This is a genomic window from Streptomyces sp. NPDC006197 (assembly GCF_040613865.1).
Taxonomy (GTDB): Bacteria; Actinomycetota; Actinomycetes; order Streptomycetales; family Streptomycetaceae; genus Streptomyces.
Window position 1 is genome coordinate 19138 of the sequence record NZ_JBEXSZ010000040.1, and the last position, 24710, is coordinate 43847.

Annotated in this window: 21 protein-coding genes; 9 read left to right on the forward strand and 12 right to left on the reverse strand. The window is 74.1% G+C overall.

Features of this window, described 5'->3' with window-relative positions; all coding sequences use genetic code 11:
- The first annotated feature begins 280 nt into the window (after window positions 1–280).
- Window positions 281–898: an RNA 2',3'-cyclic phosphodiesterase gene (thpR, locus tag ABZ318_RS15325; RefSeq protein ID WP_356902940.1), complete on the forward strand. Its 618-nt coding sequence runs from the start codon at window positions 281–283 to the stop codon at window positions 896–898.
- Window positions 899–929: 31 nt separating this feature from the next.
- Here thpR and ABZ318_RS15330 read toward each other — a convergent pair whose 3' ends face one another.
- The 7 genes from ABZ318_RS15330 to ABZ318_RS15360 form a co-directional block, all read right to left on the reverse strand.
- Complete coding sequence (locus tag ABZ318_RS15330) at window positions 930–1472, reverse strand: hypothetical protein (RefSeq protein WP_356902941.1); 543 nt, start codon at window positions 1470–1472, stop codon at window positions 930–932.
- Between the two features lie 501 nt (window positions 1473–1973).
- Window positions 1974–4787, reverse strand: a complete 2814-nt coding sequence (locus ABZ318_RS15335; RefSeq protein WP_356902942.1) for a hypothetical protein — start codon at window positions 4785–4787, stop codon at window positions 1974–1976.
- Entirely contained in the window at window positions 4784–5905 is a 1122-nt protein-coding gene (locus ABZ318_RS15340) for an AAA family ATPase (RefSeq protein ID WP_356902943.1), read from the reverse strand. The genes ABZ318_RS15335 and ABZ318_RS15340 overlap by 4 nt, the downstream gene beginning before the upstream one ends.
- Before the next feature lie 32 nt (window positions 5906–5937).
- Window positions 5938–7443 (reverse strand): VWA domain-containing protein, encoded by a 1506-nt coding sequence (locus ABZ318_RS15345; RefSeq protein WP_356902944.1) that lies wholly within the window; start codon window positions 7441–7443, stop codon window positions 5938–5940.
- Window positions 7440–8834: a hypothetical protein gene (locus ABZ318_RS15350; RefSeq protein WP_356902945.1), complete on the reverse strand. Its 1395-nt coding sequence runs from the start codon at window positions 8832–8834 to the stop codon at window positions 7440–7442. The genes ABZ318_RS15345 and ABZ318_RS15350 overlap by 4 nt, the downstream gene beginning before the upstream one ends.
- Entirely contained in the window at window positions 8834–9337 is a 504-nt protein-coding gene (locus tag ABZ318_RS15355; RefSeq protein WP_356902946.1) for a hypothetical protein, read from the reverse strand. The genes ABZ318_RS15350 and ABZ318_RS15355 overlap by 1 nt, the downstream gene beginning before the upstream one ends.
- Before the next feature lie 278 nt (window positions 9338–9615).
- Complete coding sequence (locus ABZ318_RS15360) at window positions 9616–10749, reverse strand: FAD-dependent monooxygenase (RefSeq protein ID WP_356902947.1); 1134 nt, start codon at window positions 10747–10749, stop codon at window positions 9616–9618.
- A gap of 448 nt (window positions 10750–11197) precedes the next feature.
- Between ABZ318_RS15360 and ABZ318_RS15365 the strand changes: the two genes are divergently transcribed.
- Both ABZ318_RS15365 and ABZ318_RS15370 read left to right on the forward strand, forming a co-directional pair.
- The gene (locus ABZ318_RS15365) at window positions 11198–12445 is read left to right on the forward strand and encodes an aromatic acid exporter family protein (RefSeq protein ID WP_356902948.1); all 1248 of its coding nucleotides are present in this window, start codon (window positions 11198–11200) and stop codon (window positions 12443–12445) included.
- Between the two features lie 101 nt (window positions 12446–12546).
- On the forward strand, window positions 12547–13317 hold the full coding sequence (locus ABZ318_RS15370) for a class I SAM-dependent methyltransferase (protein WP_356902949.1): 771 nt from the start codon (window positions 12547–12549) through the stop codon (window positions 13315–13317).
- Between the two features lie 5 nt (window positions 13318–13322).
- Here ABZ318_RS15370 and ABZ318_RS15375 read toward each other — a convergent pair whose 3' ends face one another.
- The 4 genes from ABZ318_RS15375 to ABZ318_RS15390 all read right to left on the reverse strand — a co-directional run bounded on the left by ABZ318_RS15375 (window position 13323) and on the right by ABZ318_RS15390 (window position 19100).
- Complete coding sequence (locus ABZ318_RS15375) at window positions 13323–15383, reverse strand: pectinesterase family protein (protein WP_356902950.1); 2061 nt, start codon at window positions 15381–15383, stop codon at window positions 13323–13325.
- Window positions 15384–15484: 101 nt separating this feature from the next.
- On the reverse strand, window positions 15485–17548 hold the full coding sequence (locus ABZ318_RS15380) for an NAD-binding lipoprotein (protein WP_356902951.1): 2064 nt from the start codon (window positions 17546–17548) through the stop codon (window positions 15485–15487).
- A gap of 97 nt (window positions 17549–17645) precedes the next feature.
- Window positions 17646–18413 (reverse strand): NPP1 family protein, encoded by a 768-nt coding sequence (locus tag ABZ318_RS15385; RefSeq protein WP_356902952.1) that lies wholly within the window; start codon window positions 18411–18413, stop codon window positions 17646–17648.
- Between the two features lie 120 nt (window positions 18414–18533).
- Window positions 18534–19100, reverse strand: coding sequence for a TetR family transcriptional regulator C-terminal domain-containing protein (locus ABZ318_RS15390; protein ID WP_356902953.1), 567 nt, complete (start codon window positions 19098–19100; stop codon window positions 18534–18536).
- Between the two features lie 78 nt (window positions 19101–19178).
- Between ABZ318_RS15390 and ABZ318_RS15395 the strand changes: the two genes are divergently transcribed.
- The 5 genes from ABZ318_RS15395 (at window position 19179) to ABZ318_RS15415 (ending at window position 23380) form a co-directional block, all read left to right on the forward strand.
- Complete coding sequence (locus ABZ318_RS15395) at window positions 19179–20348, forward strand: FAD-dependent monooxygenase (RefSeq protein ID WP_356902954.1); 1170 nt, start codon at window positions 19179–19181, stop codon at window positions 20346–20348.
- 33 nt (window positions 20349–20381) lie between these two features.
- Entirely contained in the window at window positions 20382–21572 is a 1191-nt protein-coding gene (gene mgt, locus ABZ318_RS15400) for a macrolide-inactivating glycosyltransferase (protein ID WP_356902955.1), read from the forward strand.
- Window positions 21573–21750: 178 nt separating this feature from the next.
- Window positions 21751–22029 (forward strand): hypothetical protein, encoded by a 279-nt coding sequence (locus ABZ318_RS15405; protein ID WP_356902956.1) that lies wholly within the window; start codon window positions 21751–21753, stop codon window positions 22027–22029.
- A gap of 43 nt (window positions 22030–22072) precedes the next feature.
- Entirely contained in the window at window positions 22073–22471 is a 399-nt protein-coding gene (locus ABZ318_RS15410; protein WP_356902957.1) for a nuclear transport factor 2 family protein, read from the forward strand.
- A gap of 240 nt (window positions 22472–22711) precedes the next feature.
- Window positions 22712–23380, forward strand: coding sequence for a lysophospholipid acyltransferase family protein (locus tag ABZ318_RS15415; protein WP_356902958.1), 669 nt, complete (start codon window positions 22712–22714; stop codon window positions 23378–23380).
- 192 nt (window positions 23381–23572) lie between these two features.
- Here ABZ318_RS15415 and ABZ318_RS15420 read toward each other — a convergent pair whose 3' ends face one another.
- On the reverse strand, window positions 23573–24004 hold the full coding sequence (locus ABZ318_RS15420) for a DUF4345 domain-containing protein (protein WP_356902959.1): 432 nt from the start codon (window positions 24002–24004) through the stop codon (window positions 23573–23575).
- A gap of 92 nt (window positions 24005–24096) precedes the next feature.
- Between ABZ318_RS15420 and ABZ318_RS15425 the strand changes: the two genes are divergently transcribed.
- Window positions 24097–24705, forward strand: a complete 609-nt coding sequence (locus ABZ318_RS15425) for a helix-turn-helix domain-containing protein (protein ID WP_356902960.1) — start codon at window positions 24097–24099, stop codon at window positions 24703–24705.
- Window positions 24706–24710: the final 5 nt, after the last annotated feature.

Consider the following 24710-nt stretch of genomic DNA (forward strand, 5'->3'; position numbering starts at 1 on the left):
CCCCTCCGCACCGCGCGGACCGTGCCGCGCTGCGTCCCACTGGCCCCGGGGGAACCACCCCCTCGGGGGAGCGCGAGGGGGCGCGCGGGCCGAGAACATCCCCTGATACGACGTCAGGGAAGGTCCGGGGCGGGCTCCGGGTGGTCGCCGGGGCGCTCGGTCGCCGCCCGTGCCGGCTGACGGCGGCGGGGCCGGGCGCCCCCGGCTCGGGTCGTGTCCCGGCCACCGCGTACCCTCGCCACCGACGGTTGCGGGACGGACGGTGGGCAGGGTACGGACGATGGCTGAGGCGCCCGGGCGGGGTACGGAGTCCGGTGACGGCGACAGGGCGCGGACCGCGACCGTACGCGTGTTCGTCGCACTCGCCCCGCCCGACGACGCGAAGGACGAGCTGGCGCGCGAGCTGGGCCCCTCGTACGAGGCGTACCCGCGCATGCGGTGGAACCGGATCGAGGACTGGCACATCACCCTGGCGTTCCTCGGGGAACTCCCGGTGGAGACCGTCCCCCTGCTGCGGCCGCCGCTGGCGGAGATCGCGGCGGCGCGGCGCCCCGTGGAGCTGGCGCTGCGCGGCGGCGGACACTTCGACGACCGGGTGCTGTGGAGCGGGATCGACGGCGACCTCGACGGACTGCACCAGCTCGCCGCCGAGGTGCGGGCCGTCGTCAAGGAGTGCGGCATCCCCTTCGAGGACCGGCCGCTGCGTCCCCATCTGACGCTCGCCCGGGCCCGCCGCGACGATCCGACGTCGGTACTGGAGGCCGCGGCCGGCCTCGCCGGCTTCACCGGCCGCCGATGGGTGGCCGAGCGCCTCCATCTCGTCGGCAGCGACTACGGCCGCGGCCCGGGCCCGATCCGTTATCGCGACATCGAGGCGTGGGAGTTCGCACGGCGGTAACCGGACGGCAGGTGGTCAGGGCAGCGCGCGGTCAGCGGCCGTACAGACCGCGGCAGAGGTCGGCCGCGCCCATGGGGGCCTGGATGTCCTCGGCCTGGCGGCAGAGGCGGCGCATCTCGGGCGGCCGGGCGTCCGTCCGAGGCTGCGGGCGGGCCGGGGCGGGCCGGTTCTTGTGCGGGGGGCGGGGTGTGGTCCTGGTGCCGGTCCTCGTTCCGGAGCTCCTGTGCGCGGGCTTCCCGGGCTTGTCCGGCGTGGTGTACGGGCGGTGCGGGGCCGTCCCGTGAGCCGGCGGGCGGCGGGCGAGCGGTTCCCCGGCCGCGGGGACGGCGGCCTTCCGGGCGGGGGCCCGGGCCGGCGGAGGGGCCGGGCGGGGGTCGGTGGTGGTGAGGGCCTCGCGAGGGGCCGGCTCTGTGGGTGCGGGCCAGGCGGGGAGCGGGGCGGGGGGCCGGTCCGCGGCCGGTGCGAGGCCGCCGGGGCGGGCCGGTGGGCCCGGTGCGGAGCCGTGCGGGACGGCCACGCATCCGGTGGCGAGGAGCGCGATGAGCAGCAGGAAAGTGGTGCGGCGGGCGTGCATGGAGTCACGGTGCCCGAGCCCCGACGGACGCGGACGGCGGCTCGGCCCGAGTCCACCGTGACGAGTGAACCGCCGCCGTGCGTGGACGGAGCGGTGCCGTCACGTGCGACCCGGCCGCGTACCCGACGGACGACGGCACGCGGCACGGCTCCGGCATCGCGGTGACCGACCCGACCGTGCCCGGCACGTTCCCGGGTACAAGATCGAGGCCGTGGAGTGTCCGCCCGGCTCCGCCGACGCTCTCCTCGGCACCGACGACGAGAACCTGGGCGGGTACGTGCGGACCATGCCGTTCTGCGCGTCCTGATCCGGATCGCGTAGTCGTACGGCTGTGCGGTCGGTCCCTTCCCGGTCGGCGGCCGGACGGGGCGGGGCCGATCCGGAGCGCGAGCGGGCCGCGGCCGACGCCGCCCTCGCCGAGCACCCGGACCTGGGCGAGCGGCTCACGCGGGTGGGGGCGGGCCGTGCCCCGTCCCGGCTCCGGCGGCCGGACCGGGGTGCTCATCGGGCCGTGAGGACGCCCGCCAGCGCGTCGGCGGTGGCCGGATGGGCGGCGAGGAGTGCGGCGCCGGTTCCGGCCCGGGCCGCCGCGTCCGTCGTGGTCCAGCCGTCCGCGCCGCCCAGGAGCTCCGCGAGGGCGTCGCAGGCCGCCGGGTGGGCGGGAAGGAGTACCGCGCCCCGGGGGCCGGCGGCCGCCGGGAGGGCGCGCGGGCCGGCCGGCTGGTGGTGCCACGGCGGGACCCAGGTGTCCAGGGCCGCGAGCCGGGCCGGGAAGATCCGTCCCGCCTCGCGGATGAGCAGCGGGGCGAGTTCCGCGGCGTTCGAGCGGAGGGTCGTGATGAGGACCGGGAGCCACGGCAGCAGTACGGCGTCCGGTAGGCGCCCGAAGGCGTTCGACACGGCCTCCACCACCACGTCCGCGAGGCCCGGCACCGGCTCCAGGGCGTGCACGAAGCCGCTGAGGTGGCGCGGATAGGAGGGCACGGCCAGGGGGTCGGCGAGGAGCTCGTCGCAGCGTGCCCGCAGCTCGCTCCGGGAGAGCGTGCCCAGCTGGACCTGTGCCGCCCACAGCAGGGCCGTCTTCGCCGGGTCCCGCGGGTGCGCCTGGGCGACGGCCAGCTCCAGCTGGGTCCTGTCGCAGCCCAGCGAGAGCGCCAGGCTCTCCATGCCGAACAGGAAGCCCAGCATCGCCGCCACCTGCCCCACCGTGGCGTCCTCGTCGCGGAAGGCCGTCGGCAGCAGCGTGCAGTAGTGCGCGTACCCGGCCCTGACGAACGACTCGATCCACGGCGGGAGCACCGGTTCGCCGGTGCGGTAGTACGCGAGGAGCCCGCGCACCCGGCGCAGGACCTCCGGCGCCCCGTCGACCGTCCGCTCGCCCGCCAGGACCTCCAGGGCACGGGTGCCGAGCTCGTCGGCGAGACGCCGGCCGCCCAGGTACAGCGTGGCGTCCTCGACGGCCGCGAGGACCTCGGCGGTCGTCGCCCGCGGCCCGTACGCGGTGCGGCGCAGGCGCTGCTCCAGGACCTGTTCGAGGCTCACGCCCTCGTAGCCGAGCTCGATGAGCGCCCGCTGGTGGGTGCCGAGGGCGAGGTCCCAGGACTCCTGGATCGACCGCTCGCCGAGCCGCCGCTCCCCCATGACGGGCCGGGCGGCGCCGCCCGGCAGCAGCCGGCGCAGCATCCACAGGACGTCCGAGCAGGCCCTCAGCTCCGGCCGGGAGGTCATGTCGAGCAGGGCCCGGCGCACCCCGCGCTGCTGGAGGTTCAGCTCCAGGGGAGCCAGCCGGTCGTGGACGTCGCGGGCGAGCGGCGGCAGCGCCTCGTAGCCGACCTGGCCGATCCGGTCGCCGCCCATCATGATCTCGACGAGGCGGCGCACGTCCCGGCGCCCGGGCACGCTGTCCTTCTCGATGCAGGTGACCGCGGCGTCCTGGAAGTCGTACGGCGTGGGCCTGGCCCGGTCCCGCATCCCGGCGAGCAGGATCGACGTCTCGAAGACGGCGATCGCGTCGGCGGTGGAGGCCAGGTAGCCGTTGCGTCGGGCGGCGCGGACGATGTCCACGGACCAGCCGAGCAGTTCGGTCTCGTCCAGGGTGTCGAGGACCGGCGGCCGCCGGAGGAAGCCGGAGAGGCGGTCCTCGGCCGGTGCCGCGGCGGGGAGGGCGGCGGACGGCGCGGTGGTCTTCGTCGCCGTCTTCTTCGTGCCGGCCTGTCCTTCCAGGCGGTACGGCTTCACCCGGGTGCGCTTGAGGTTCTTCGTCCACTGCGCCGCGGCGATCGACACGGAGCCGGAGGCGAGGCCGAACTGGGCCTCGATGGCCGCGTTGCTGGAGGGGATCAGACCGTACTGCCAGGTCGTGGCGGTGCGCGGCGAGATCGCGAAGGTGTCGCTGCCGTGGACGCCGAACTCGTCGACGCGGCTGGCGGCGTGGAAGGCGCCGCAGACGTACAGGCAGTCCGCCGGGTCGGTGCCGGTCGCCGCCAGGTGCTCGCGCATCCGGGTCCACATGTAGCGCTCGCGGTCCTCGTCGACGCGGACGCGGTCGCCGTCCCCCGGCGCGAGCCGCCGGAACAGGCTTCCGATGAGGAACATGACCTGGCGGTAGGTGTCGTGGTCGCTGTCGCCGAGGGGCACCTCGACGTACTGGTGCCACCATTCCGACCAGTGCCGCACCTTGCCGTGGCGCAGCAGGTGCTCCTCCAGTTCGGCGAAGCGCGGCCGCAGGTCGCCGATCTCGACGCCGACGGCCTCGCCGTGGAGCGCGGTCTCGGCCTCGGTGCCGGTCGTCCCCCCGGTTTCGTTCGCGTCCTCTCGGACCGGGTCGTCCGTGCGGTCGTGCCGCGCGTCCCACTGGAAGACGTGGTCGGAGGAGCGGTCGACGAGGACCAGTTCGACGCCGGGGGTGTCGAGGGCGTAGGCGATGGCCTGGTACTCGGCGGAGGCCTCCGTGATCGGGGCCACGACCGACAGCGGCGCCCAGTCGGGCGGGAAGCCGTCGATGTCGCTCGCGAACGCCTGCACCGCCACCGGCAGCCGGCAGTTGCGCAGCTCGGTCAGGAGCGGCGCCATGTCCTCGCACAGCTCCAGGTACACGACCTTGGGCTGCTTCTCGCGCAGCCGGCGGGCCATGGCGAGGGCGGAGGCAGGCGAGTGGTGGCAGACGGGGAAGATCTCCAGCGGCTCCGCCACGGCGCGGTCGACGTCGTCGACCAGTCCGAGGAGGATGCCCTCCAGGGCGTCCGCCCCGCCGGCGAACTCCGCTGCTGCCTCGTGCAGTTGACCGCGCAGCGCGGTGAACGGGGCCCCGGTCACGACAGCTTCGCGATCGCTTCGCGGCCGCCCTCGAGGAACTCGGGCCAGGACCCGCCCTCCTCCTTGCCGCGCGGTTCGACGACGCCGTGCAGGTACTTGTTGAGGATGGCCAGGTCCTCCGGCTCGCGCCGGGCGAGCGTGCCGACCAGGGAGGCGGCGAGGGCGCGGGCGGTCAGGGTCCGCTCGCCGAAGAAGTTGCTGTGCAGGATCGAGTCCTCGAGGACGCCGATCTGTTCGGCGGTCGAGAGGGCGGACTCCAGCTTCTCGTCGTCGCTGCCGGCCGCGGCGGCGGAGGCCCGCAGATCGGCGAAGCTCTGGAGGAGGACGTCGAGGAGGGTGGGCGGCACGTCCAGTTCGATGGCGTGCCGGCGCAGCAGCTCCTCGGTGCGGAAGCGGACGATCTCGGCCTCGCTCTTCTTGTTCGTCACGACCGGGATGCGGACGAAGTTGAAGCGGCGCTTGAGCGCGGAGGAGAGGTCGTTGACGCCGCGGTCGCGGCTGTTGGCGGTGGCGATGACGGAGAAGCCGGGCTTGGCGAAGACGATGTTCTCGCCGTCGGCGCCGTCGAGCTCGGGGACCGAGATGTACTTCTCGGAGAGGATCGAGATGAGCGCGTCCTGGACGTCGCTGGTGGAGCGGGTCAGCTCCTCGAAGCGGCCGATGGTGCCGGTCTCCATCGCGGTCATGATCGGCGAGGGGATCATCGACTCGCGGGACTGGCCCTTGGCGATGACCATCGAGACGTTCCAGGAGTACTTGATGTGGTCCTCGGTCGTGCCGGCCGTGCCCTGGACCACCTGGGTGGAGTTGCGGCTGATCGCGGCCGCGAGGAGTTCGGCGAGCCAGCTCTTGCCGGTGCCGGGGTCGCCGATGAGGAGCAGGCCGCGGTCGGAGGCGAGGGTGACGATGGAGCGCTCGACGAAGCTGCGGTCGCCGAACCACTTCTGCGCCACCTCCCGGTCCAGGCCGTCGGCGCGCTCGGAGCCGAGGACGAACAGGCGGACCATCTTCGGGGACAGGCGCCAGGAGAAGGGCTTGGGGCTGTCGTCGATCGATTCCAGCCAGTCGAGTTCCTCGGCGTACTTGATCTCGGCGGGGGCGCGGAGCAGGTCGGACATGTGCGGAGCCTTTCGGTCTCGGGTCTCGGGTCTCAGGTGAGGAAGGTCTTGAGTTCGTGCACGAGCTTGTCGATGTGGCCGGAGATCACGGGGGTGCCGAGCGCCTTGAACCGCTCCCGGAACCAGGGGTTGACCTCCTGCCGTCCGGAGCTGGTCACCGAGCCGACGGGGATGAACCGCACCCCGGAGCGGTGGACCTCCTCGATGCCCTCGAACAGCGGCTGCGAGCGGTCGAACTCGTAGAAGTCGGAGATCCAGACCATCACGGTGTTCTTCGGCTCGGCGATCTTCGGCCGGGCCATGGCCATCGCCACGGGCCCGTCGTTGCCGCCGCCGAGGTTGGTGCGCAGGAGCACGTCGAAGGGGTCGCGCACCCAGGGCGTGAGGTCGATCGCGCGGGTGTCGTACGCGATGAGGTGGACGTCCACCTTGGGCAGCCCGGCGAAGATCGAGGCGAGGATGGTGCAGTTGACCATCGAGTCGACCATGGAGCCGGACTGGTCCACGACGACGATCAGCCGCTGGGGCGTGGTGCGGCGGACGGTGTGCCGGTAGTAGAGGCGGTCGACGTAGAGCCGCTCCTCCTCCGGGCTCCAGTTGGTCAGGTTCTTCCAGATGGTGCGGTCGAGGTCGAGGTTCCGGAAGACCCGCTTGGGCGGGACCGAGCGGTCCAGCTCGCCGGCGGTGGCCTTCTCGACCTGGGTGCGGAGCACTTCGGCGACCTCGTCGACGTACCGCCTGATCAGCGCCTTCGCGTTGGCCAGCGCCACTCCGGAGAGGTTGCCCTTGTCGCGCAGCAGCTGCTCGATCAGGGACATGCTGGGCGTGAGCCGGGCGGCCAGCGCGGGGTCGGCCAGCACTTCCCGCAGGTGCATGCGGTGGACGAGGTCGGCCTCGACGGCGCCGAGCTCGGCTCCGAGGCCGCCGCCGGTGAGGGCCGATCCCGCCGCCCGCCCGCCGCGCAGCCCGCCGGGCCGGGAGCCGAGTGCGCGCTCCAGCCAGCCCGCGTCCGACTGCCAGCGGGCCAGCTGCCCGGCGGAGACAGTGCCGGAGCCGGTGGCGAAGACGTTCAGCAGCAGCTTCGACGCGAGCGCGGCGCGCCGTACCTCGGCGGCCCGGTCGCGCGCGCCGTCCGGCTCGGGCTCCGGGGCCATCAGGCTGTCGAACTCCTCGGCCAGCTCCGGGTGGCGCTGGACGACGGAGTCCACGGAGGCGCCCGGGTCGAGCAGCGCGGACGGCAGGCCGATGTCCTCGACGACGGCGAGGCTGGCCGCCTCCAGGGCGGCCTGCTCCTCGGGGTCGAAGAGCCGGGCGAGCAGCCGCCAGTAGAGGACCTGGCGCCGGTTGTCGTCGGGGTCGGGGCCGACCGGCGCCGACGGCACGGGACCGGCCGAGGGGACGGGGGCGGGCGAGGCGGTGTGGTCGGACGGGACCGTGAGGTCGGACGGGACCGTGAGGTCGGACGGGACCGTGAGGTCGGACGGGACTGTGAGGTCGGGCGAGACCGTGGGGTCGGACGGGACGGTCGCTTCGGTCATGAGCGCAGCAGCCTTCCCGCTCGCTCGCGCAGGACGGCGACCGCGTCCGTGGCCGCCTTCTCCGCGCGCGCTCCGGCCTTGTCGGTGGTGCCGCCGGCCCACGCGCCCGCGTGGACGGCGACGGTCTTCTTCCGGACGGTCGTCTCGACGGCGAGCGGCTGGAGGAGGAACCGTCCGGAGTCCCAGCGGAGCAGGCCCAGGCACGCGCCGGACGCGGCGATCGCCTCCGGGGTGAGCGGGCCCGCGGCCGGTACGCGGTCGGTGTCGACGGCCAGCCGGCGGCCGGCGACGGTGAACGTCACCGATCCGTCGTCCTCGCGCTCCGCCGCGTACCCCTCCAGGAGGACGGGCACCGCGATCCGGACCGGGTGCCGGTCGAGCGGGGCGGTGACCGGATCGGTGGCGGTGGCGAGGGCGACCCGGGCCGTGGCGAAGGGGTCGGCGGGCTCCCCCGCGCGGGCGCGCTCGTCGTCCCAGACGAGGTCTCCCCCGGCGGTGACGGGCATGGCGTCGAGCTCCATGGCGCGGCCCTCGCTCACGGCGGTGAGGAGCGACATGCGCGGCCGCAGCAGCTGCCAGAGCCCGGCGCCGACGACGGTGTCCGGCTTGGGCGCGGACACCGCCGCCCGGACCAGGCGCGGTGGCGCCCCGTCGGCCGGTTCGAACACCGCGTGCACCTGGGCCTGTACGGCGGTCGCGTGCTCCTGGACGTCGACGCCGAGCGGCAGCAGACGACCGGTCGCGGTGGAACGGGCGGCCGTACGGGCCGCTCCGGGCAGGGTCAGCAGCAGGGCGCGCGACCACAGGTCGGCCCAGCGGCGCACCGGGATCCTCACCAGGGTGGCCCCGGGGCAGGATGCGGCGAGTTCGGCCGAGAAGCCGTCGAGCAGCGTCGCCTGCCGACGGAGCGCCGGGTCCCGCAGCATCGCGGAGACGACGGGCGCGGCGCCGCCGACGAGTTCGTGGTCGAGGCCCTGCCAACCCGTGCGGGCGAGGTCGCAGAGCCAGGCGCGGGCGGCGGCGAGCACGTTCGCGGCGGGTTCATCCCCCTCGGCGGGCGGCGCGGTCTCCTCCGCGGCCGGGCGGCCGGTGACGTCGGCGACGCGGGCCGTCAGGGCGTCGTGGACGGAGCCCATGAGCGCGGTGCGGGCGGCGGCGAGCGCGACGAAGTGGTCCTCGCCGGCGGCGCCGGCCGCGGTCTTGTCGGCGGCCTCGGCGACGAGGGAGGCGAGCGGTGTGCCGGCGAGGGCGTCCGCGAGCGCGGCGAGGCCGTCGGTCTGCGCGGGCTGCGGGCGGAGCAGGCCGGCGACGAGCGCGTCGTCGAAGGCGTCCACGGCGGCCAGCGCCTCGTCGAGTCCGTCGACGGGGTCGTCGAGCAGGTCCGTACGCATCAGGCGACCGCCCTCGTCGGCGGGAACCACTGCATCTCGGGCAGCGGCGCGGTGACCGGCTCCAGTTCGAGGTAGGCGAGGTGCCTGAGGAACCGGCTGAACACCGGGGCGGCGGCCGAGGTGTCGCCCTGCTCGGGGCGCGTGGCGGTCATCGCCGAGAGGAGCTCCTGGGCGTCGGGCTCCCCGGCGGGCGTGTCGGCCTTCAGATAGCGGGCGACGCGCTGCGCGCCGTACTGGAGGACGGCTTCGGTGACGAGGGCGCGGATGTGGTTGCAGAACGAGCCGCGCGCGCCGCCGCAGGGACGGTTGTTGTTGGTGCTGCACGCGAACGCGTACGTCCCGGCGGCGATCGAGGACACGTACACGCGCCCGATGTCGGACCCGCTGGACACCACGCCCTGCAGACGTCCGTCGGCCAGCTCGACGAACGGCACCTTGGCAAGTTTCCGCGGCCTCGCGGGCGGTACCACCCGCGCCGCGCTCGACCTCTCCCAGACCGGCAACGCACTTCTCCCATGCACGTCAAAGGGGATGTTCACGCCGGAGCGGCGGAACATCGACAACGTATCCCCGCCCACTGACAACGCCTCGGGGACGGCGTCGCGCGCGGCCTCTGGCGGACCGTCACGACCGGGCCCGGAGCCGGTTTCCGGACCGTCCGAGGCGGGCGGCGGGCAGGACGGGGGACGTGCTCCGCTCCGGAGAGGCGGGGCGGAGCGGAGCGGGGCGGGCGGCGTGCCCGAGGGCTTGGCACTCGGGTGCGGCCCGGCCCCTGGACGTCCTAGTAGGGCTTCACCAGGACGTGGGCGGCTCCCGGGATGCCGATCCCGAGGAGCTCGTCCTCCTCGGGGGTCGTCGGCGCGCCCATCTCCTGCTTGAGGACCGCCCGGGACATGGCCTGCACCCACAGGGCGCGGGGCCGGCGGCGCGCCTCCCAGGCCCGCAGGGCCTCGGGGACCGAGCCCGCGGCGTCCAGGGACTCGGCGAGGACGAGGGCGTCCTCGACGGCCATCGCCGCTCCCTGCGCGAGGTGCGGGGTGGAGGCGTGGGCGGCGTCGCCGGCCAGCACCACCCGGCCCACGTGCCACGGCTCCTCGACCGTCACCTGGGAGATGCGGGAGTACACCACGGCCGCGGGATCGGTGACCGCGCGGAGCGCCTCGGCGACGGGGCCGGAGAAGACCGCGAGCCGCTCGGCGAGCTCCTCGTGGGCGCGCCCGGGGTCCGGCCGGTGGTCCTCGGCCTCGGCGAACACGGCGCCCAGGTACATCAGTTCGTCCGTGATCGGGGTGAGCAGGGCCTTCGCCTCCTGGCCCGCCGTGGCCATGACCACGCCCCGGATGTCGGGGTGCCGGGGCACGGTCACGCGCCAGTTGGCGAATCCGGTGTACGCGGGCGCGTACCGGTCGCCGTAGAGGCGGGTCCGCAGCGGGGAGCCGATGCCGTCGAAGCCGACGACCAGGTCCCAGCGGTCGCCGGACCCGTCGGAGAGCGCGACGGTGACGCCCGTGCCGTCGTCGTCGAGTCCGGTGACGGTCACGCCGAAGCGGACCTTGGCTCCGGCGGCGACGGCGGCGTCGCCGAGCACCCTGGCGAGGGCGGGCCTCGGGATGCCGTTGGCGGCCGGCAGGTCGCCCATGCGGGGCTGGGGTATCCGCGCCAGCACGTTCCCCGCGGGGTCGGCGATCGTCAGGACCTCCCATGCGAACCCCGCCGCGAGGCAGTCGTCCAGCACCCCGAGCTCGCGCATCACGTGCAGGGCGTTGGACGGCTGGATGATGCCCACGCCGAGGGCGTCGAGCTCCTCGCGGAGCTCGGCCACCTCCACCGTGTGGCCGCGCCGGGCCAGAGCGGTGGCGAGGGCGAGGCCGCCGATGCCTCCGCCGTGTATCAGGACGCGCAGGGATGATGCCATCGCGGATGTCTCCAGAACGTGATCGAACAAGGCGGAGGAGTGTAACCCCCGGGTGTGCACCCGCGGTTGTGCCGCCGCACCGCCGTACCGCCGTGCCCCCGTGCCGCCGCACCGCCGCACCGCCGCACCGCCGTGCCCCCACACCCCCGCACCGCCGCACCGCCGCACCCCCGTGCCCCCGCACCCCCGTGCCCATGGACCGAGGCCGGGACCGCGCCGGGCGCCCCTCGGGGTCGTCGCCCGGTTCCGGTGCGTGTCCGGCACGCGGCTGCTCCTCGCCGCGCCGCCGCGGTGGGTACCCGCACCGCGCGTACGAAACGGTGGTCCCGCGAGGATTCACCGGGATCCCCGGCGCGCCGACGCGCCCTCACGGCGGGGCATCGCGATTCGATGGGCTCGGGGCGGGCAGGCGTCCACAGGTCCGCGACCACCGGAGGAGGAGTACGCCATGCCGCACCCGTGGCGCCGATGGAAGTGGTGGCAGCGCTGGGGACGGGACCCGGTGGTGGTGCAGACGCTGCGCTCCACCGCCGCCGCGACGCTCTCGTACGTCGTCGCGCTCCGGCTCAGTTCCGAGGCGGCACCGCTGACCGCCCCGCTCACCGCCCTGCTCGTCGTGCAGGTGACGCTCTACTCGACGCTCACGACGAGCCTGCGGCGGGTGAACTCCGTCGTCGTCGGCGTCCTCATCGCCATCGCGTTCAGCGTGCTCGTCGGACTCACCTGGTGGAGTCTCGCGCTGATCATCCTGGCGTCGCTGGTCGTGGGCCGGTTCGTCAAGGTGGAGGAGTTCGTTCCCGAGGTGGCCATCAGCGCGATGCTGGTCCTCGGCGTCACGCAGGTCACCGACACGGCGTGGGACCGCGTCCTCGAGACGCTGATCGGCGCGGTCGTGGGCCTGCTCTTCAATGTCGTGCTCGTGCCGCCCGTCTGGGTGGACACCGCCGGGGACTCGATCGTCGACCTGGCCCGGCGGATGCGCCGGCTGCTCCTGGACATCGGCGAGGAGCTCGCGGACCCGGACGCGCGGCCCGAGCCGGCACCGGTCCCGGAGGCCGTCTCCCCCGCTCTCTTCGAGCGGGCAGCGGCACGGCTGCACGAGGCGCGGCGCCTGGACAACGACGTCGCCGACGTCGACGCGGCGCTGCGGCAGGCGGAGGACAGCCTCCGGCTGAACCCGCGGGTGAAGGAGGGGCTGCTCCACCGCATCGTGCTGCGCACGGGCCTCGACACCCTGGAGATCTGCGCGGTCGTGCTGCGCGTCCTCGCCCGTTCCCTGACCGACCTCGCGAAGGAACGGGAGGGGGCCCCGCTCGTGCGCAGGGAGGCGGGCCTGGCCCTCCGGGAGACGCTGCGGCACCTCGCGGACACCCTGGTGAGCTTCGCCGACCTCGTCACCTCGCATTCGAGCGCCGGAGCGGAGACGGCCGAGGACCGCCTCGGCGAGGAGCTCGGGGCGGCCCGCGCCGCCCGTGACCACGCCGCCGGGCTGCTGAAGGACGAGGCGGCGCACGATCCGGAGCGCTGGCAGCTGTACGGCGCGCTGCTGGCCGAGATCGACCGGGTCCTCGACGAAATCGATCCGGATCACCGCGGCCGCCGGCTGATGGAGGAGCTGGACCGGCACACGCGCATGCGTGCGGAGCGACGCCGCCGCGTCACCTCCCTCGCGGCCCGGGCACGCCGTACGCCGTGACGGGCCGCGGGGCGCCCTCCTCCCGGGGGGCGCTCTCGCCGGCCCGGGCGGTCGGGTGAAACAGGGGTGCGGTGTCCGCCCGCTCCCGCGATCATGAGGGGATGACACGCACCTTCGAAGAGCTCGTCGCGGAAGCCTCCGAAGCCTCGGTCGACGGCTGGGACTTCTCCTGGCTCGACGGGCGGGCGAGCGAGGAGCGGCCCTCCTGGGGCTATCAGCGGCTCCTCGGCGAGCGGCTGGCGACCGCCTCGGCCGGGCTCGACATCCAGACGGGCGGCGGTGAGGTCCTGGGCGGGGTCCCGGTGCTGCCGCCGACGATGGCGGCGACCGAGTCGTGGCCGCCGAACGTCGCGCGGGCCACCGCGCTGCTCCATCCCCGGGGGGTGGTCGTCGTCGCCGATCCCGACGAGCCGCCGCTGCCGTTCGGCGACGCCGCCTTCGACCTCGTCACCAGCCGGCACCCGGCCACCGTGTGGTGGGCGGAGATCGCGCGCGTCCTGCGGCCGGGCGGGAGCTACTTCGCCCAGCACGTGGGCCCTGCCAGTGTGTGGGAGCTGGTCGAGTGGTTCCTCGGGCCGCAGCCCGAGGCGGCCCGGCACCGCCGTCCCGACGACGAGGCCGCCGGGGCGCGCGCCGCCGGGCTCGACGTCGTGGACGTGCGCTCGGAGCGGCTGCGCATGGAGTTCCACGACATCGGCGCCGTCGTCTGGTTCCTGCGGAAGGTCATCTGGATCGTGCCGGGGTTCACGGTGGAGGAGCAGCTGCCCCGGTTGCGTGAGCTCGACGCGCGGATCCGCGCGGAGGGGCCGTTCGTGGCGCACTCCGCGCGGACCCTGATCGAGGCGAGGAAGCCCTCCGTACCGGCCGCGTAGGGCCGTCAGCCGGAGGTGGGGGTCCAGCCGCCGAGCCAGTGCGCGGTGTCCTGGGCGGCGGCCTGGGCGTCCGTCAGGTGCGGCCGGTCGGTGCCGGCCGGTCCGGCGCCGGGGCCGGTGTTGCGGTACTCGGCGAAGCGGTCGGCCTTCCAGGAGAAGCCGCCCATGTCCGTCCACGGCGTGGCCCTGACGGCGGCGCTGAGGACGCTGTCGCGGACGGTGGTCTGCGGGTCGAGCGTCGCGTCGCCGCCCGCGTGCCAGGGGCGTCCGAGGAAGAAGCTGCCGGCGGTGACGTCGCCGTTCACGGTGGAGCGGGTGATGAGGAAGCCGTTGCGTCCGGCGGTGGTGCTCGGCGCCGTGACGTATCCGGCGGAGGTGCCGTCCCAGCGCTTCTTCAGGGTGAGGACGGACCGGTCGATCACGGCCGTGGCCCGGCCGAAGACGAAGTCGACGTTGCCGATGACGTACGAGTCGGTGACGTAGACGCGGCCGGTCCTGTCCTTGGCCGCGGTGTCGAGGAGGAGGGTGTCCTGGTCGCCGCTGACGATGACGCCGTCGAGGACGATCCGGTCGGCGGCGGTGCGCAGGGCGACCGCCTGGTGGCCGCTGATGTTCTGGTTGCGGGCCTCGTCGAAGTCGTTGGAGACGCTGAGGTTGCGGGCCTGGAAGTCGTCGGCCTCGACGGCGACGGTGGCGCTGCCGCCGGTGCCGTACGTGCCGGAGCCGTCCGGCTTGGGCGTGCCGGAGGCGTGGCCCTCGACGATGAGGGTGTCCTTGCGGCTGCGGCCGGTGCCTTCGATGGTGAGGTGGGGCTTGTTCGACGGGACCCTGACGGTCTCGCGGTAGACGCCGGGCTTGACGCGGATGACGACGCGGGAGGTGTTGCCGGCGGGTACGGCGTCGACGGCCTTCTGGACGCTCGTGTACTGGCCGCTGCCGTCCTTGGCGACGGTCAGGGTCGTGACCGCGGGGGCGGCCGCCGCGGTGGTTCCGATGGAACTGCGTGGTCCGGCGCCGGACTTGAGCAGGGCGGGCACGTCGGCCGCCGGGTCGGGGGTGTAGGGGTAGTACGTCCTCGGGTCGAAGGCCGTGCCGCCGCTCTCGTTGCGGCCGGTGGTGCCGGAGAAGATGTTGCCGCGCTGGACGAGGGCGGCGCCGGCGTCCTTGGTCACGGGGTTGTTCACGCCCTGGAAGTAGCTGTTCTCCAGGAGCATGCGGGTCTTTCCGCGGGCGTAGTTGCCGTAGGACGAGGTGACGGCGGTGCCCGGGTCGTCCTGGAGGTAGTTGTTGTAGAGGTGCGCGTGGGCGACGTTGTCGGTGGACGGGTTGCGCTGTTCGGTCTCGCGGAACCAGTTGTGGTGGAGGGTGAGGTCGGCGGTGACGTTCTCCGTCCAGCCGATGCCGAAGGTCTTGTTGTTGTTGCTCAGCCGGTTCCAGGAGACCGTGACGTACGTGGTGTCCTTGCGGCTGTCGACGAGGCCGTCGGCCATGTGCCGCAGGTCGTTGTGGTCGATCCACACGTGGTGGGCGCCGTCCATCTGGACGGCGTCGAAGTCGTGGTCCTTGTCGTTCCAGACGCCCTGGTACGCGTCCCGGATCGTCAGGTTCCGGATGATGACGTTGTGGACGCCGGGGCCGAGGAAGAATCCGCCGCCGACGATGTGTCCCGAGGTGCCCGAGCCGACGATCGTCTTGTCGGAGGCGACCTTGATCTCCTTGCCCACGGGGTTCATCGTGATCGTCCCGGCCACCACGATGACGTACGGCTCCGGCGCCGTGGCGTACTTCTCCAGGTCGGCGAGGTTCCGCACGGTGACGGTCGCGCCGTCGCGTCCGCCGTACGTGCCCTTCTGGCCGAGGGCGTCGACCGACGCGAAGCCGTCGGCGACCGCGCGGGCCCACTCGGGTGCGGTCGCGGCGCCGGCCCGGGGCCGGGCGTCCGCGCCGAACAGGCCGAAGGCCGTCCCGTAGGCCAGGACCCCGGCCGTCGCGAGGACGGCCGGGGCACCGATCGCCAGGGCCTTGCCGCGCCTGCGGTGCCTCGCCTTGCTGCGGGTCTCGCTCACGTCGTGCTTCCTTCCGTACGTGGGGGGTGTGCCGCCCGCGCCGGAACGGGCGGGCACCCCGTGGTCGCCGCCGGCCCCGGAAAGGTTGCCGTCGTGCGCCCCTATCCGGTCCGTCCGGGTGCGATGACCACGACCTGGTCGTCCGGATGCCAGTGACGGACGTGCGCTTTGGGCGGGTTGACGCGCAGGCCGTGGTCGGGGGCGGTCGTGGAGCGGTAGCCGATGGCGCAGGCGCCCTGGCGGGCGGCCGATTCGGCGACGGTGGCGAAGGACGTGGTGCGTCCGGTGCGGACGTAGTGGGCCGCCGGGCGGAGGTGGAGGGCGTTGCCGTCCGGGGCGAGGAGTTCCTCGAACACGGCGGTGAGGTGGGGGTTCTGGGAGATCTGGGTCATCAGGAGTCCGATGAGTCGGCCGCTGACGACGAAGTCGGCGCCGGGGAGTGGCGGTGCGATGAGCCGGTTGCGGTCGTCGGTCAGCTCGGTGACGACGGGGAGGGTCCGGCCGCTCGCCCGTCGCCCGGCCCGCAGGTGGAGGAGGGTGACGAGCGTCCGGTCGTCCGGGTCGGCGTGGCCGGGCCGGTGGTCGGGGCCGAGCACGATCACCGTGTCGTACCGGTCGGGGTCCGGCGCGTCCGTGGTCCCGCTCAGGGTGGGGTCGCCGGGCCGGTGGAGCACCCTCATGCGCCCGCCGACGGCTTCGGCGACGGTCCGGATGCCGGTGAGGGTGCCGGTGCGCGGTTCGGCCACGACGTCGAGGGACGAGCCGGGCGGTGTACGGCTCGCGAGCCGGGTGGCGATCAGGGGTGCCCGGCGGTTCCACCCGAGGAGGAGGACGCGCTCGGGGCGCCGGGAGGTCTCGGGCGGGGCGTGGGTGAGCGCGGTCGGGTCGTAGGGCACGGGGGTGGCCGACAGGCGGGTCGCGTGCTCGTCCTCGGCGATCACCAGGAGGGCGTCGTCGGCGAGCAGCGGGGTGGAGCGGGGCGGGTTGAGCTCGACGGTGCCGTCGCCGTGGACGATGCCGACGGCGGTCGACACCGGACAGGCGCGGGCGGCCTCGCCGAAGGTGCGGCCGGACAGCGCCGGTTCCCGGAGGGTGTGGAACTCGTGCCCGGCGAAGTCGAGGAGTTCCTGGTGGACGAGGGAGAGTCCGGGCTGTCGTACGCAGTCGACGAGGAGGCGCGCCGCGATGTCGTCCATGCCGAGGACGGTGGCGCCGGGCCCTGCGGCCAGGCGGGCGGCGCCGAGGTGGCGGTCGTCGCGTACGGCGGCGACGACGCGTACGGGGTCCGTCTTCCCCGCGGCCGCCGAGAGGGACAGCAGGGTCTTGACGACCTCGGCGTCGTCGCGGGGGTCGTCGCGGGGCAGGACGAGGACGCATTCCGCGGTCGCCGGGCTCACGCGCGCGAGTGCGGCGGGGTCGGTGGGCCGGCCGGTGCGGCAGAGGATCCGGGTGCGGCCCGTGGCGCCGACGGAGGCGCGGAGGTCCTCCTCCATGGCGGGTTTGTCGCGGTCGGCGAGGACCGCGATGATCCGGCGGCGCCGGTCGGTGCGGGCGGCGGCGAGTTCGGAGAGGACGGTGGGGATCTGTTCGGACCAGCCGAGCACGACGGTGTGTCCGCTCTCCAGAATTCTGGCGTGGCCTCGGTTGAGGGCGATGAGGCGGTCGGTGAGGCCGGTGGTGATGAGGCTGACGAGGGTGGAGACGTAGATGAGCGCGATGAGGGCGAGGAGCACGGACAGGGCGACGCGCAGCGGGGGGCCGACCTCGCCGCCCAGGCGCATGGTCTGTCCGGTGTTGCGCCACACCGCGGCGATCCTGGAGCCGAGGGAGGCGGGGGTGTGCCGGTCGGTCCAGACGAGGACGGTGCTGACGGGGACGACGAGGGCGAGGCAGACGAGGGCCAGCCAGCCGCAGAGCGCGGCGGTGCCACGGGTGAGGATGGTGTCCACCCAGTAGTGGAGGCGTTCCTCGGTGGAGTGGTCGCGGTGGGCGGACGGTGTCCGGCCGTCGGAGCGGCTTCGGGAGGCGGACCGGATCCGGGAGGCCGGCCGGATCCGGTCCGCGGGTCGGTCGTCGGCGGTACGGGGCTCCTCGGTCCGGCCGGGGCCGGCTCCCTGTGCGGCGCCCCGCTGCCGGGGTACGACCTTTTTGTCTTCTTTTCGCACGTCAGCAGGGTGCCGCCCCGCCGGTGGCGGCGGGGCGGCATCGGGGCATGTTCATCCCTTCGTGATCAGTCCGCGCCGCACGGGTGGGACCGGCCGGTCAGGCGTACGGATCGAAGGGGATGCCGGCCGGCTTCGCCTTGGCCAGGTGGGAGGCGAGGTTCCCGTCCTTGAGGCCGAAGACCGCGCTGCCGAAGTCGGCCTGGGTGAGCTTCTCGCGGATGCCCGCGGGGTAGCCGTTCCAGCCGACCAGGCTGGGGAACTGCCAGGTGTGCTGGTGGTTCTCGGGCGGTTCGTCGTTGGAGTTGGCCGGGCGGAAGCAGTGGGTGCCGATGCCGTCCTTGTGGTAGACGATCTTCGGGTGGGTGCCGTCCCAGCGGATCCGGTCGCGGCCGTAGACGTCGAAGTCGCCGTGGGCGGAGGTGGAGACGTACCGGGCCTGGTCGTTCTGCACCCAGACCACGACGTGCTCCCAGTCGTGGCGGTGTCCGCCGAGGCTGCTGCCGGCCACCGCCTGGTCCTTCTCGAAGTAGAGGCCGTAGATGATCGCGCACCAGCCGTTGTTGCACTTCGCGCGCGCGTACCCGTTGGTGTTGGTGAGGTCGGACGCGTCACGGCACTGGCCGTTGAGGGCGCCGGAGGGGTTGAGGCCGCCGTTGAGCGTCCCGTCGGGACCGATGGCCGGGGTGGGGTAGCAGCCGTCGGTGTCGTAGTCGTAGGCCGGCTGGAAGGTCTGCTCCAGGCCGTCGGCGTTGGCGGGCAGTGCGGTGGGCGGTGCGGCGAGCGCGCTGCCCGGCAGGGCGATGATCAGCGCGAGGGCGCCGGCGAGGGCGAGCGCGCCCCTGGTGGCATAGGCCTGGGTCTTCAACTGCGTCCCCCTGGGTCGGTGGGCAGGAACCGACCGCATCTTGACATGCACACCCCATAGAGGCGAGGGTGCCGGGCCCCTCGGAAAAGCCTTCACCGACCGGCCGCCCCGGGTTCACCCTCACCGCAGCGCGGCCGCCACCAGGCGGCGGACCTCCTCGACGGGGACGGTCCCGCCGTTGACCAGGCGATCGAAGACCAGGCCGTCCACGCAGGTGAGCAGGGTGATCGTGCGCTCGCGGGCGTCTTCGAGGCCCTGGGCCGCGAGGAACTCCTCGACGGAACGCCGGGCCGCGTTGTCGCGCGGGACGAGGATCTCCCGCAGCTCGGGGTGGTGCACGCTCTCCAGGGCGCACGCGTAGCGCGCGAGGGAGCGGCGGCGGCCCTCCCCGGTGAGCCGGAGCGTGGTGAACGCCGCGATCCCGGCGACGAGTTCCCCGGCGTCGCGGGGCGCTCCGGCACGGCGGCCCGCCTCCTGGATCTCGGCCTGGTCGCGCTCGACGAGGCGGCTCACGAGCGCGGTCAGGAGCGACTGGCGGGTGCGGTGGTACGCGGAGGTCGTCCCGGGCGGCAGGCCGGCGGCCCGGTCGACCGCGCGATGGGTGAGCCCGCGCATGCCGTGCTCGGCGAGGACGTCGATGGCGGTGTCGGCGAGGAGGGCGCGTCGGGCGGCGGCGGAGGCGGGCATCCCCCCTTTCTACACCTGTAGAGGGGAGGAGTACGGTTCTTCTACATCTGTAGAAGAACCGTGGAAGGGAGATCCGGCATGGACGGCGGTAACGCGGTGGTGGTCGGTGGCGGGATCGGCGGCCTCGCGGCGGCGATCGGGCTGCGGCGGATCGGCTGGGAGGTGACCGTCCTCGAACGCGCCGCCGCCCTCGGGGACGCCGGCGCGGGCATCTCCCTCCACGCCAACGGCATCCGCGCCCTGGACGCCCTCGGGGTCGGCGCGGGGGTGCGCGAGGCCGCCCGGCCCCAGTACACCGGCGGCACCCGCGTCCCGGGCGGCGGCTGGCTGGCCCGGATGGACGGGGCCGCCCTGGAGCGGGCGCTCGGCACGCCGATCGTCGGGATCCCGCGCGCCGTCCTGCACCGGCTGCTGCGCGAGGCGCTTCCCGCCGAGCGCCTGGTCGTCGGGGCGGAGGTGACCTCCCTGGACCTGACCGCTCCCGACCGGGTGGGGGTGGTCACCGGGGAGGGGGTGCGGGAAGCGGATCTGGTGGTGGCCGCCGACGGTGTGAACAGTGCGCTGCGCCGGCTGCTGTTCCCCGGCCACCCGGGGCCGGCGTACAGCGGGTCCACCGTCCTGCGCGCCGTCACCGACGCCCCGCTGCCGCTCGCGTCCGACTTCGAGCTGACCTGGGGCCGGGGCGCCGAGTTCGGGCACATCGCCTTCACCGACGGGCGGGCCGAGTGGCACGCCGTGCTCAACTCCCCGCCGGGCGTGCGCCATCCGGACCCCCTGGCCGTCCTGCGCCGGCGCTTCCGGGACTGGCACGAGCCGATCCCGGCCCTGCTCGCGGCGACCCGCCCCGAGGCCGTGCTGCACCACGACATCCACGAACTGGCCACTCCCCTGCCGGCCTTCACCGCCGGCCGGGTCGCCCTGCTCGGCGACGCCGCCCACGCCATGACCCCGAACCTCGGGCAGGGCGCCTGCCAGGCGCTGGAGGACGCGGTGTCACTGGCCGCGGCGCTCGCCACCGCGTCCGGCGTCGGCGCGGCGCTGGCCCGGTACGACGCCGAGCGGCGTCCGCGCAGCCAGTCCGTCGCCCGGGCCGCCCGCCAGGCCGGCCGGATGGGCCAGCAGCTCTCGCATCCGGTCGCCGTCTCCGTACGCAACGCGGCCCTGCGGGTGGCGCCGGACCGGGCGACCCTGCGCGCCATCCTGCGACATGCCGACTGGACGCCGCCCGCCCTCCACGCAAAGAAGTAGACGATACGTATCGTCTCGCTTATGGTGGTCGTCATGACCACCTCCCCCGCGCACATCGCCATGTTCTCCATCGCCGCCCACGGCCACGTGAACCCGAGCCTGGAGGTCATCCGCGAGCTCGTCGCCCGGGGCCACCGCGTCAGCTACGCCGTCCCCGCGTCCTTCGCCGAGAAGGTCGCGGAGACGGGGGCGACCCCCGTCGTCTACACCTCCACGCTGCCGACCGACGACGACCCGGATGCCTGGGGCACCGAGCTGATCGACCACCTCGAACCGTTCCTCGCCGACGCGACGCAGGCACTGCCGCAGCTCGCCGAGGCCTTCGACGGGGACCGGCCGGACCTCGTGCTCCACGACATCACCGCCTATCCGGCCCCCGTCCTCGCCCACGCCTGGGGCGTGCCCGCCGTCTCGCTGTGGCCGAACCTGGTGCCGTGGGAGGGGTACGAGGAAGAGGTCGCCGAGCCGATGTTCGCCGAGCTCAAGGCCTCGCCGCGCGGCAAGGCGTACTACGCGCGCTTCGAGGAGTGGCTCGGCGAGCACGGGATCGACACCCACCCCGACCGGTTCGTCGCCCGCCCGCGCCGCGCGATCGTCCTCATCCCCCGGGCCCTCCAGCCGCACGCCGACCGGGTCGACGAGTCCGTCTACACCTTCGTCGGCGCCTGCCAGGGCCCCCGTGCCGAACAGGGCGAGTGGCGGCGGCCGGAAGGGGCGGAGAGGGTCCTCCTCGTCTCCCTCGGCTCCTCCTTCACCAAGCAGCCCGGCTTCTACCGGGACTGCGTCGAGGCCTTCGCCGGCCTGCCGGGCTGGCACGTCGTCCTGCAGATCGGCAGGTTCGTCGATCCCGCCGAGCTCGGCGAGCTGCCGTCGAACGTGGAAGCGCACTCCTGGGTCCCCCAGTTGGCGATCCTGCGCCAGGCCGACGCGTTCATCACCCACGCGGGCGCGGGCGGCAGCCAGGAGGGGCTCGCCACCGGCACGCCCATGGTGGCCGTGCCGCAGGCCGTCGACCAGTTCGGGAACGCCGACATGCTCCGGTCCCTGGGCGTGGCACGGCATCTGCCCATGGAGGAGGTCACCCCCGGGCGGCTGCGGGAGGCCGTGCTCGCGCTCGTCGACGATCCCGAAGTGGCCCGCCGCGCGCGGGAGATCCAGGAGTCGATGGCCCGCGAGGGCGGTACGCCCCGCGCCGCCGACCTGATCGAGGCGGAGCTCGCCTGACGGCGACGCGCCGGGGGGCCGCCCCCCGGCGGCCGCTCCCCCTCGGCGGCGACACGGCGGAGCCCGTGGGGGCGGGTCGCGCCTCCTGCCGCCACCGTCACGGGTACGGTGCGTTCTGATCCCGACACGTACCGTCACGTCGGCGGTACGGAGGGCTGACCGCACGAAGGAGATCTCGATGGCGATTCTGGTGAAGACCGAGGTGCCGGGCGTGACGACCGACCAGTACGACACCCTGAACAGCAAGCTCCAGTCGCTGCCCGGCAACCCCTTCCAGGGCTGCCTGGCCCACGTCTGCGTGCCGACCGGCTCGGGTCTGGTGATCCACGACCTGTGGGAGTCGGAGCAGGACATGCGGAAGTTCATGGACCTCGTGATGCCGCTGGCCCAGGACATGGGACTGCCCCAGGGTCCCCAGCCGGAGGTCTCCCAGGTCCACAACTACTGGATGCCGTGACCGGAGTCGTCGGGGGCCGCCCGGCACGGCATAGGGTCATGTCATGTCCAAGACCGAAATTGACCGGGTGACCGCCGAGTTCTACGGCGCGTTCGACAACCGGGACGGCAAGGCCGCCGACGTGGACCGGATCCGGCGGCTCGTGCTGCCCCGGGGAGTCATCGTCTGCACCGCGCCCACGTTCACCGCGTACTCCGTGGAGGAGTTCATCGAGCCGCGCGAGCGGCTGCTCTCCGACGGACGGCTCGTCGAGTTCTCCGAGTGGGAGACCTCCGAGGAGACGCGGATCGAGGGAGACATCGCCTCCCGGTTCGGCACCTACCGCAAGTCCGGGGTCTTCGACGGGAAGCCCTACGAGGGCGAGGGCACCAAGACGCTCCAGTTCGTCCGGACGCCGGACGGCTGGCGGATCGCGGCCCTCTCCTGGTTCGACCACTCCTGACCGGTCGACGGCGGCCCGTCGCCCCTCCTCGTACGGGAGGGGCGACGGGCCACCGTCGTCAGACCGCCGTTCCCGCGCGGGTACGGAGGGGCCGGCCGGCGCGACCGCCCGGACGGAGTGCGGGGTGCGGTTGAGTACGGGGGCGCGCCCGGCAGTTGAGTACGAACGCTCATGTCCGGGCCGCGGGGCCCTTGGACAATGGTTCCGTCACCGTTCCGCCTCGGATCCAGGGGGCCTCCCGTGCTCAGTCGTCTCGCCGCCCACGTCGTCCCGTTCTTCGGGCGGCTGACCGTCACCTCGGACCCCGGGGCGCGTGTCGAGCCGGGCAGCATCCTCGTCGTGAACCACACGTCGCTCGCCGACCCGGCGCTCGTGCTCGCCGCGCTCCGCAGGCGGCTGGCCGTCGAGCCCGTCCTGCTCGCCACCTCGGGGCTCTGGCGGGTCCCGCTCCTCGGCCGGGCGCTGTCCCGCGAGGGGCACGTCCCCGTCCACCGCAGCTCGGCGCACGCCGCGGCGGCCCTGGACCACGCGGCGGTCGCGCTCGCCTCGGGGCGGCACGTGATGCTGTACGCGGAGGGGCGCATCCCGCCGCGCCGGGACGCGGCCGAGAACCCGCCGGAGACGTTCCGTACCGGCCTCGCGCGGCTCGCGCGGGCGACGGGGGCACCGGTCGTGCCGATCGGTCAGGCCGGGGCCCGGCGGATCACCTCGGGCGGTCGGGCGAAGCAGCTCGCCGGAGTGCTGACCGCGCCCGTCCGCAGGCCGGGCCTGCACGTCCACATCGGCACGCCGCTGCGGCTGCCCGACGACGTGGCCGCCGCGACGGAGCTCGCGCACGGGGCCGTGACCGAGGCCTGGCGGACGGCGGCCGGGGCCCTGGGCGAGCCCGCGGCCCTGAGGGGTGTCTGACGGTCCCTGCGGTTGGCGGCGGCGGTCGGCCCGGCGCCGGGGTCGAGGCTCCGGCCCTTCGCCGGCCGGTCCCGCCCCGGTCCGCCGACCGGTTTCGGCCTGGACCGTCCTTCGACCGGTCTCGGCCTGGACCGCCCCTCGACCGGTTTCGGCCTGGACCGTCCGTCAGCCGGTCTCAGCCCGGACCGTCCGTCAGCCGGCCTCGTTCCCGGTCCGCGGCGGGCGGGTCCCGGCCCGTGCGTTCGCCTCCTCGTCCGCGTCCGCCAGCCGGAACAGCAGTGGGGAGAGGGCGAGTTCGAGGGCAGCGAGCGCCAGCTGGAACCAGTGCGGCCGCCCTTCGACGGCGAGGGAGAGCAGCCTCCCGAGGGCTCCCAGCAGGAACACGGCGGTGAGCCCCCGCACGGCCGCGGCGGGGACGGGCGACTGTCGTACCGCCCAGAGCCAGGCGAGACCGTAACCGGCGAAGATCGCGCCCAGGAACCGGCCGAGGCTGTCGATCGTCGGGCCGGCGGCCGTGGCCCCCGGGATCGCGGCGTTGCCGAGCAGGACGTGGAGGAGTCCGATCGCCACGCAGGCGTACCCCATGGCCCGGGCGAGCCCCCGAAGCGCTGCGGCTCTGGTCATGTGCGCGACCCCCATCAAGTAGACACGCATCTAGTAGTGGTGCGCGTCAGCGTACGGCCGCTTACTGGACACATGTCAAGTAGCATGGCGGAGTGCCGCCCCGCAGACGCCTCGACCCCGCCGAACGCCGCGCCCAGCTCCTGGACGTCGCCGCACGGCTCTTCGCCGCGCTGCCGTACGACGAGGTGCTGATGGAGGAGGTCGCCGAGCGGGCCGGGGTCTCCCGGGCGCTGCTCTACCAGCACTTCCCCAGCAAGCGGGATCTGTTCGCCGCGCTCTACCGGGAGGTCTCCGCGCAGCTGCTCGCGAAGACGCGGCTCGACCCCGCCGACACCCTGGTCGAACAGCTGACGCAGGGCCTGGACGCGCACATCGAGTACTTCGCGGCGAACCGCAACACGGTTCTCGCGGCGAACCGCGTCCTGGCCGGCGACCTCCTCGTCCAGACGATCATCACCGGCGAACTGGACGCCCTGCGCGAGCGCCTGCTCGGTGTGCTGCCGCTCGCCGACGAGCGGACGCGGGCGGCCGTGTCGGGCGTCCTGAAGAGCTGGCTGGTCTTCGTACAGGTGCTGTGCGTGGACTGGCTGACCCACGAGACCTGTACGCGCACCGAGCTGCGCGACGTGTGCGTCGGCGCGGTCGTGGGCGCCCTCCGGCCCCTCCTCGACGAGGACCCGGCCCCCGACTGGCCCCGCTGACCCTG